Here is a 9,024-nt window from a genome sequence, read left to right on the forward strand (position 1 = left end):
GTTCGTGCCCGACGGCAACACCCTGGCCCGCAGCGACCAGGAAGCCCAGGCGCTCGTCTCCCACCTGGGCCGGCAGGTCGGAGCCGAGGTTCGCACCGCCTCCTATCCCGACGTGGCGGCCCTGCGCAAGGCGCTCTCCGGAGGGGAGGTGGACCTGGCGGTGCTCCCCAACACCGCCTATCGGGAAGCGGCAGACGACGTGGAGGTCGTAGCCAACTTCACCCGCTCCGCCGAGCCGACCCATGAGCTCCTCCTGCTCGTGACGAAGAGCCGGGGAATCCAGAGCGTGGAGGAACTGATCCGCCTCAATCCCTCCCTGGGGCTCGACGAGAACCACCCCTCGCGGCAGTGGTTCCTGATCCGCCAGACCGGCGCGAATCCCGGTCAGGCGTTCCGGGTGGTGTCGACACCGAAGCAGACCGTGCGCGCCATCACCGACCTGATCACCGGCACCTACGACGCCGCCTGCGTGGAGAGCGGTGTGCTCGACGCCGTGAAGCGCTTCGACCTGGGGAGCACCCGGCAGCTTCAGATCCTGGCCTCCGAGGGCCCCTACGCCTCGGACCCACTGGTCGTGCGCAGGGGCTTTCCCTCCGAGGACCAGGAGCGCCTGCGCGGCGTCCTGCTCGCCATGGAGTCCGACGCCCTGGGCCAGCAGGCGCTTCTGGGGCTCAAGATCGTGCGCTTCGTGGCACCCTTGACCGACCTCGCCCTCTACCCGACGGAGCCGCCCGCGCCCAAACCCGTGGCCCGGGCCGCGCCCCCCAAGCCCGTCGCCCCGCCGCCTGCCCCGCCCCAGGAGGACCCCCAGGCCCAGGCCCGGGCCCGGGCCGAGGCCGAAGCCCAGCGGAAGAAGGCCTATGAGGCCGCCGCCCGGCTCGACACCGCCGAAGCCTACCTGGCCTTCCTGGCCCTGCATGCCGCGGGGCCTGAAGCCGACGAGGCCCGCAAGCGGGTTGCCGCCCTCGAGACCGAGACCGAGCTCTTCCAGAAGGCCAAGGGCTCGGAAGATCAGCTCGCAGCCTACCTGGCCCTGTGGCCCAACGGCCGTTACGTGCGGGAGGCCCGGCAGCAGCTCGAAGAGCTGCGAGGTCACCGCCGGGAGCGGGAGTACCGGCGGGCGGTGGGCATCAAGACCCCCGAAGCCCTCCGGGCGTTCGCAGACGCCTGGCCCAGGACCCCCCAGGCCGCCGAGGCGGAAAAGCTCCTGACGGCCCTGAGCCGGCAAGCAGCCGCGGCGGCAGCGGTTCCCGCCCCCGCGCCGGTCCCGGCGCCCCCGCCCCCGGCTCCCGAGCCCCCCCGGGAGTGGTCGCTCAAGGTTCCCCTGGTGGCCGAGGCACCCGTGGTGGACGGCTCACCCCAGGACGCGGCCTGGAAGCGGGCGCCCTCCGTCGAGCTGCCCATGCAGGGCGAGCGGGGGCCCCGGCGCCTCAAGGTCTCCATGGTGCACGACGGCTCCAGCCTCTACCTCCTGGCCGAGTGGCCCGACGGCACCCGCGACACCGAGTTCCAGCCCTGGGTGTGGGGCTCCGCCGAGAAGAGCTACGTACGCGATGCCCGCATCGACGACGGCCTCGCGGTGCTCTGGTACAAGGGCGCCCCTCCGGCCAGCGCCTGCCTGCTGGACGGCCAGCCCCACGAGGGCGACACCTGGCACTGGCGGGCGGGGTGGTCCGAGATCTCGGGTCTGGCGGAGGATGGCTGGATGCAGGTGAGCCGGGAGCGCCAGCCCCAGTCCACTCCCTACCCGTCGCGCTCCGGCGCCGGCCAGGTGTGGGTGCGACGGGTCGCGGACGAAGGGGAGCCGGGGTGGAAGTTCGTGGTGCCCATCGAGTACGCAGGCGACCTGATCCCCAGCTACCAGGCCCAGCCGGCTCGGGGAAGCCGGGGCGACGTGCGGGCCAAGGGGCAGTGGAAGGACGGCCGATGGACGGTGGAGATGGTCCGGCGCTTCCAGACCGGCCACCCGGACGACCTCTCCCTGCAGGGCGGCCCCACCCGCCACGCCGTGTCGTTCGGCGCCTACGACCGGGGCAACATGGGAGACCACACCTCCAGCCCCATCGTCCACGTGGAGATCGTGACGCGGTAGCCGCCGGCCCCCCCAATCGAAATCGCCTCGCCAAATCGGAATCGGGATCGAGCGTGAAAACCGATCGCGATTTCGATCTCCTGGCGATCTGCTCGACTGCTCTTGGGGATTACCCGACCCGCTTCAGAACAGGAGCCGCGGCAGAAACGTCACGATCTGGGGGAAGGCGATGAGGGAGAGGGTGCCGAGCACCAGGGCCCCCAGGAAGGGGACCACGCCCCGGAAGATGGTCTGGAGCGGGATCTCCCGGGCGATGCCGTTGACCACGTAGACGTTGATCCCCACCGGCGGGGTGATGACCCCCATCTGGGTGATGAGCACGATGATGACCCCGAACCACAGGGGGTCGTACCCCAGGCCCAGGACGATGGGGTAGAAGATGGGGATCGTGAGCATCACCAGCGCCAGGGCGTCGATGAAGCAGCCGCCCAGGAGGTACATCCCCACGATAAGCATCATGACGGCCCACCGCGGCAGATCCAGGTCCCCCACCCAGGTGGCCATCTCGAAGGGGATGCGGGTCACGGCCAGGAAGCGCCCGAAAATCACCGCGCCGGCGATGAGCAGGAGTACCATGCACGAGGTGCGCACCGTCTCGTAGAGGCTCTTCACCACCCCCTTCCAGGTGATCTGCCGCGCCAGCACCGCCACCGCCAGCATGAGGAACGCCCCCACCCCGCCGGCCTCCGTGGGGGTGAAGAAGCCCGTGAGAAGGCCCGCCATCACCAGGCCGAAGACGAGCAGGGTCTCCCAGAGCTCGCCGAGGGCCTTCCGCCGCTCCCGCCAGGAGAACCGCTCGCCCGCGGGGCCGGCGTCGGGGTGGCGGCGGCAGTGGAACCACACCGCTCCCAGGAACCAGGCGGTAACGTAGAGGGCCGGCACGATGCACGCGGTGAAGAGCCGGCCGATGGACTGCTCGGTGAGGATGCCGTAGACGATCATCACGACGCTGGGGGGCATGAGCATCCCCAGGCTCCCCCCCGCCGCCACCGATCCCGCCGCCAGAGCATTGCCGTAGCCGTAGCGGCGCATCTCGGGCAGCCCCACCACGGCCATGGTGGCCGCCGTGGCCGGGCTCGACCCGCACACCGTGCCGAACGCCGTGCACGCCGCCACCGTGGCCATGGCCAGGCCCCCCCGCAGCCCCCCCAGCCACTTGTACGCGCAGTCGTAGAGCCTGCGGCTGATCCCCGCGTTGAACGCGATCTGCCCCATGAGGATGAACAGCGGGATCACCGTGAGGCCGTAAGAGGAAAAGACCGAGTAGACCTCGCGGGAGAGGAGGTTCAGGGCGGCGTTGAGGCTGATCACGTACGCAAAGCCGGCAAATCCCACCAAAGCCATGGCGTACGCCACCGGCATGCCCGTAAAGAAGAGCAGGAGAAGGCCGGCGATGCCCAGGCCCCCCGCTTCGAGGGGCGTCATCGGGCGCTCCCCCGCAGGCCCAGGGCCGCGGCAGCCGCCTGGACCACGGCAGAGGCCTGTACCAGGGCGAGCACCCCGAAGGACGCTGCAATCAGGTAGATCACCACGTAGGTGGGGAGCTGCAAGGTGGCCGAGACCTCGCCGCTCGCCCGCATCTGGGCCCCGTACTCGGCGGACTTCCACGCGATGACCCCGAAGAGGGCCAGGGCCAGGAGCCCCGTGAGGGCCTCAATGGCCGCCTGGGTGCGGCTGCCCACGATCTGGAAGAGGAGCTCCACCCCCACGTGGCCCCGCTCCCGCTGGGTGTAGGGGAGGGAAAACGCCAGAGTCAGGGTGGCCAGGAGCCCTGTCACCTCCACCGCTCCCAGGATGGGCTTCCCCACCGCCCGCCCGATCACGTCGGCGCAGGTGAGCAGCATCATGGCCCCCAGGGCCACGGCCGAGAGGCGCTTGAGCAGGTTGCTCAGGTGCTCGATGCCTCGCTCTACCATCCTCTGGCCTCCTTGCCCTTGGGCTGGACCGGCGCCCGCGGCCGGCAGTCACCGGCCGCGGGCACAGGGATATCGCTCACTTCACGCCGTGGCGCGCCAGGGCCGCCTGGGTGGCCTCGAGGGCGCGCTTTCCGTCGATTCCCTTGGCCTGGGCCTCGGTCACGTACCCGTCGATGATGGGCTGGACCGCCTGCTTCCAGCGGGCGGCCTCTTCCGGGGAGAGGGGGATGATCTCATTTTTCTGCTCCAGGAAGTACGCCCGTCCCTCCTGGTCGCTCTCGTCCCAGGCCGCGGCGGTCTTGGCCACCCACTCGGCGCTGACCTCGTCGATGGCCTTCTGGGCGGCGGGGGAGAGCCGCTCCCACTTCTGCTTGTTCATCACCACGAAGAAGCTCGAGGTGTAGGCCATGGAGAAGTTCTCGGTCATGAACTTGGTGACCTCGCCGAGCTTCCAGCCCTTGTTGGACTCCATGGGATAGAGGGAGCCGTCCACCACCCCCTTCTGGAGGGAGGGATAGGTCTCGGGCATGGGCATGGCCACCGGGGTGCCCCCCAGGGCCGAGACGATCTTGGCCGCGAACCCCGTGGCCCGGAACTTGAGGCCCTTCATGTCGTCCATGGTCCGGATGGGGCGCACCCGGCTGTGGACGAGCCCCGGACCGTGGGCGTGGAGGTAGAGGACCTTCACGTCGTCGAGCTCCTTGGGCTGGAGCTCCCGGTAGACCTCGTTGACCACTTCGGTGGCCACGACCCCGTTGGGATAGCCCAGGGGCAGGTCCACCACCTCCATCACGGGGAAGCGGCCCCGGGTGTAGGCGAAGAGCGCGAGCCCGATGTCCGAGATGCCGCTCACCACGCCGTCGTAGACCTGGTCGGCCTTGGTGAGGGTCTGGCCCGGGAAGTACTGGACCACGACCTCGCCGTTGGTGCGCTTTTCCACCTCCTTGCACCACTGCTCGGCGAGCTTGCTCTGGATGTGGGTGGGGGGGAAGAAGTTGGAGTAGGTGAGGGTCACGGGGGCTGCGCCGGCGAGGCCGGCCCCCAGGCCCGTAAGGAGGATCGAAGCCGCCCATGCGCCGAAGAATCTCTTCATCGCCGTCTCCTTCTCGGTGCGAGACCCGCCCCAGGGGGTCTCTCGGTTGCCGCCCGGATTCCTTCCCACGCCCGTCCCCGCGCGCTCTCGTCCGCCTCTTCATAGAGGAACTGCCGTTTGATTGCAAGGAGCGGGGCGGGTTGCCTGTTGCGCGTTGCACGTTGGGGGTTGTACGGTGGGGCTCTCGACATTCGTCCCATTCGTCCCGTCGGTCCCCTTCTCTCCACCGGACCACGGACCACGGACCACGGACCACGGACCACGCCCAACCCACCGCCTGTAGGAGGCCCCCCATGGACAAGGAAACCCTTCGCCGTTTTGCCCTGGACCTGGGAGCCGACGCGGTGGGGTTCGCCGCGGCTGCGGACTACGCGAGCCCGCTTTCGCCTCCCCTGGAGAGCCTCTTTCCCGGGGTGCGGTCCCTGGTGGTGCTGGCCTACCGGGAGCTCTCCACCTGCGAGAGCCCCAGTCCCGAGATCGCCATGACCGGGCGCCTGGAGCTGATGGACTTCATCCGCTCCCACGACTACCAGCTCGCCCGCTACATCGAGCGCGGGGGGGGCAGGGCCATGACCGTGGCGGCCTCGTACCCCATGGTCATGAGCGAGGAGACCAAGGGCAGCGTGGGCGAGGTGAGCCTGCGCCACGCCGCGGTGGCCGCGGGGCTCGGGCGCCTGGGCCGCCATAACCTGGTGCTCCACCCCGAGCTCGGGAGCCGGGTGATCTTCTCCGCGGTGCTCACCGACCTCGAGCTGCCCTCCGACCCGCCGGTGGAGGGGGAGCTGTGCACCCAGTGCGGGCTCTGCGTGGAGGCGTGTCCCTCGGGTGCCTTTGCGGAAGAGGGCAAGACCGAGGTGATGAAGTGCATCAAGGTCTCCCAGCCCTACGGCATCGGCGGAGCCATCCGCTTCTGGTCCAAGTACGCCGAGGCCCCCGTGGCCGAGCGCAAGGCCATGCTCAAGGACACCCACTACTGGCGACTCTACCAGGCCGGCTTCATCGGCTTTCAGTACTTCTGCTTCCGGTGTCTGGCGGCCTGCCCCGAGGGGCGGGGGCGAGGGGAACGGGGCTGATCGGCGGCCTCGGGAGGCGAAGGGGTGGCCATCGAGATCCTGGAGGGGCTCTTCTACTTCGAGCGCGGCTACCTCAGTGGGAACCACTTCGCCTGCCGCGCCGCCGAGCCCGTGCTCATCGACACGGCCTACGCCTCGGAGATCTCCCGGACCCTGGGAAGCCTCGAGACCCTGGGGATTGCGTGGCGCCGCACCCGGCTGATCCTCTCGACCCACGCCCACTGCGACCACGTGGGGGCGAACCGGGCGGTGCAGGAGGCGTCGGGGTGCGACGTGGCGCTCCATCGGGTCGGCAAGGGGTTCCTGGACGCTGGGGACCGCTGGTCTCCCTGGTGGGACTTCTACGGCCAGGAGGCGGCGGCCTTCGACTGCACCCGGGGCCTGGAGGACGGCGAGGAGGTGGCGGTGGGCCCCCACCGGTTCCGGGTGCTCCACACCCCCGGCCACTCGGCCGACGCAATCGTGCTCCACGAGCCCCGGGCCGGCGTGCTCCTCTCCTCGGATACCCTGTGGGAGCGGGACATCCCGGTCGTGACCGAGGCCGTGGAGGGGGAGGGCGCCCTGGAGGCGCTCCTGTGCTCCCTGGAGCGCCTGGCGTCCCTGCACGTCTCGGTCGTCTTTCCGGGCCACGGCCCGCCGTTTGCCGACTTCGGGGGCGCCCTGGAGCGGGCCCGGGCGCGGGTCCGATCCTACCTGGCCGACCGCAGCCGCCTGGGCGAGGATCTCCTCAAGCGCATCCTGGTCTACACCCTGCTCATGAAGGGGCCCTTCCCGGAGGAAGCCCTGTGGCGCCACCTCCTGGCCACGCCCTGGTTCCCCGACACCGTGGACCGCTATTTCCCGGGGGCCGGGGAGGAGAAGTACCGGGAAGCCCTGGAGGCGCTGCGGCGCCGGGGCGCCGTGCGCGTGGAAGGGGGGAGGCTCTCTGCCGCCGTCCGGCCCTGAAGTCGCCCGGGGTGATCGCTTCGAGCCGGCCTGCGCCGGCCGCCGGGACGTCCGCGCTCCGGGCGATCCATGGAGGGCCTCGCGACCGGTCCCAGGTCAAGGCCCTCTCCCCATCTGCCGAGAAGTGTCGAGGGGAATTCTTCTTCGACACCGAGGCTCGGACATGACCCTCCAGACCAAGAGCGTGGGGCTCGTCGCGCTGATCTTCTTCCTCGTGCTGGGGGCGTCCTACGCCCTGTTCGGGAGCCTGCGGGGCGAGGTGATCTCCGGGTTGGGCTCGGTGTACGCGGAAAAACAGGTGCTCTACAACCGGGAGCGCACCCTGCACCCCCTCATGCGGGAGCTCGCGCTCGCGCAGAAGCTCGCCGACTCCTCGACCCTGAAGGCCTGGGCCGCCGCGGAGGACGACCCGACGCTTCGGGCGGCGGCCCTGCGGGAGCTCGAGGACTACCGCCGCTTCTTCTCCGACGGGAGCTACTTCTTCGCCCTCCACGGGTCGGGCAATTACTACTTCAACGATCGGGAGAACCGCTACGCCGGCAGCGAGCTGCGCTACACCCTGGATCCGGCGGACCCGGAGGACCGCTGGTACTTCGGCACGGTGGAGAGCGGCGAGCCCTACCGCCTCAACGTGGACTTCGACGAGAAGCTCCAGGTCACCAAGGTCTGGATCAACGTGGTGGTGCGCGGAGCCGACGGCCCCCTGGGCATCGTGGGCACGGGCATCGACCTCACGGACTTCCTCTCCGCCGTGGTGTCGTCCGACGGCCAGCCCGGGGTGACCACCCTCTTCATGGAGGGCGGGGGCGCGATCCAGGCCCACGACCGGGTCGAGCTCATCGACTTTCGGACCATCTCCAAGAGCCCCGGCGAGACCAAGACCGTCTTTCAACTCCTGGACGAGGAGCGGGACCGGGCCGGGTTGCGGGCGGCCATGGATCGGCTGCGCACGGCGCCCGACGGGGAGGTGGAAGTGATCACGGCTGCCCTGGGCGGCGGCGGGCACCTGATCGGCCTGACCTATCTGAGTGAAATCGGGTGGTTCAACGTGACCTTCCTGGACACGGAGCAGATGCTGGGCGACGGGCGCTTCGTGCCCCTCGCCCTGCTCTTGCTTGGAGCCCTGCTGGTCCTCTCGGGTGCCCTGACGGTGACCCTCAAACGCCTGGTCCTGGACCGGGTTGCCCGCCTGGAGCTCTCCATGGGGGAGGTGGCCCGAGGCGCCATGCCCGCACTGTCCGCCCCGCCGACCGCGGGTGCGGGGGACGAGATGGGGAGGCTGGAGGAGGGCTTTCGCCGCATGGCCGAGGCGGTCCGGGAGCACACCGAGCTCCTGGAGGGAAAGGTTCAGACGCGCACCCGGGAGCTCGCCCGCCAAAACGAGGCGCTCCGGCAGGCGCTGACCCAGATCCGCTCGCTCAAGGGACTCCTGCCGACCTGCATGTACTGCAAGAAGATCCGAGACGGGGAGGGGCGCTGGAACCGGATGGAGGAGTACATCAGTGAGCGCACGGAGGCCCGGTTCAGCCACGGCATCTGCCCCGAATGCCTCCACAAGCCCTACGAGGATGACCCGGCAGCGCGCAGCTGCGCTCCATAGGCGCTCGGCTCCCAGGCTCTCCGGCGAACCGGCCGACCGGCTCAGAGCCTGTGAAAGGGATCCCGCCTCCAGAGGAGCTCACTCTTCCTCCACACCCGGGCGGCTCAAAACCGGACCTCCCAGGCGATGCCCAGGGTGTCGCCGTCTGACCAGGCGAGGGCGCTCCCACGCCGCTCTTCCCGAGAGCGCCCCGCCACCCAGAGGCCGGTGGCGGTACCGATCGCCGCGCCCGCCGCCGCGTCGCTCAACCAGTGGCGGTCGTCGTGGACCCGGGACAGGGCGACCAGGGCGGCCAGGGGGTAGGC

The 9,024-nt window shown here is 70.1% G+C and carries 8 protein-coding genes; 4 read left to right on the forward strand and 4 right to left on the reverse strand.

Annotated elements, in window-relative coordinates:
- Positions 1-2,092 (forward strand): PhnD/SsuA/transferrin family substrate-binding protein (locus tag AB1578_19130; GenBank protein ID MEW6490008.1); only part of this gene is annotated, 2,092 nt, incomplete at its 5' end.
- A 123-nt stretch (positions 2,093-2,215) separates the two neighbouring features.
- Here the strand turns inward: AB1578_19130 and AB1578_19135 are convergent.
- The 3 genes from AB1578_19135 to AB1578_19145 all read right to left on the reverse strand — a co-directional run bounded on the left by AB1578_19135 (position 2,216) and on the right by AB1578_19145 (position 5,101).
- Positions 2,216-3,517, reverse strand: a complete 1,302-nt coding sequence (locus AB1578_19135) for a TRAP transporter large permease (protein MEW6490009.1) — start codon at positions 3,515-3,517, stop codon at positions 2,216-2,218.
- Complete coding sequence (locus AB1578_19140; protein MEW6490010.1) at positions 3,514-4,008, reverse strand: TRAP transporter small permease; 495 nt, start codon at positions 4,006-4,008, stop codon at positions 3,514-3,516. The genes AB1578_19135 and AB1578_19140 overlap by 4 nt, the downstream gene beginning before the upstream one ends.
- 76 nt (positions 4,009-4,084) lie before the next feature.
- A complete protein-coding gene (locus AB1578_19145) occupies positions 4,085-5,101 on the reverse strand; it encodes a TRAP transporter substrate-binding protein (GenBank protein ID MEW6490011.1) in 1,017 nt (338 codons plus the stop codon).
- Between the two features lie 293 nt (positions 5,102-5,394).
- Between AB1578_19145 and AB1578_19150 the strand changes: the two genes are divergently transcribed.
- From AB1578_19150 to AB1578_19160, 3 genes are all read left to right on the forward strand, one after another.
- Positions 5,395-6,174, forward strand: coding sequence for a 4Fe-4S binding protein (locus AB1578_19150; protein ID MEW6490012.1), 780 nt, complete (start codon positions 5,395-5,397; stop codon positions 6,172-6,174).
- 24 nt (positions 6,175-6,198) lie between these two features.
- On the forward strand, positions 6,199-7,119 hold the full coding sequence (locus AB1578_19155) for an MBL fold metallo-hydrolase (GenBank protein ID MEW6490013.1): 921 nt from the start codon (positions 6,199-6,201) through the stop codon (positions 7,117-7,119).
- A 163-nt stretch (positions 7,120-7,282) separates the two neighbouring features.
- A complete protein-coding gene (locus AB1578_19160; protein ID MEW6490014.1) occupies positions 7,283-8,719 on the forward strand; it encodes a HAMP domain-containing protein in 1,437 nt (478 codons plus the stop codon).
- Between the two features lie 104 nt (positions 8,720-8,823).
- Here AB1578_19160 and AB1578_19165 read toward each other — a convergent pair.
- On the reverse strand, positions 8,824-9,024 hold a 201-nt coding region (locus AB1578_19165), incomplete at its 5' end, for a phosphatase PAP2 family protein (protein MEW6490015.1).

The organism is Thermodesulfobacteriota bacterium, assembly GCA_040756475.1.
In the GTDB taxonomy this organism is placed as follows: domain Bacteria; phylum Desulfobacterota; class Deferrisomatia; order Deferrisomatales; family JACRMM01; genus JBFLZB01.

What these genes read in the sequence shown, in the direction of transcription:
- AB1578_19145 (MEW6490011.1), bottom strand. Translation starts at nt 5,101, where the DNA reads ATGAAGAGATTCTTCGGCGCATGGGCGGCTTCGATCCTCCTTACGGGC.
- AB1578_19150 (MEW6490012.1), top strand. Translation starts at nt 5,395, where the DNA reads ATGGACAAGGAAACCCTTCGCCGTTTTGCCCTGGACCTGGGAGCCGAC.
- AB1578_19160 (MEW6490014.1), top strand. Translation starts at nt 7,283, where the DNA reads ATGACCCTCCAGACCAAGAGCGTGGGGCTCGTCGCGCTGATCTTCTTC.
- AB1578_19135 (MEW6490009.1), bottom strand. Translation starts at nt 3,517, where the DNA reads ATGACGCCCCTCGAAGCGGGGGGCCTGGGCATCGCCGGCCTTCTCCTG.
- AB1578_19140 (MEW6490010.1), bottom strand. Translation starts at nt 4,008, where the DNA reads ATGGTAGAGCGAGGCATCGAGCACCTGAGCAACCTGCTCAAGCGCCTC.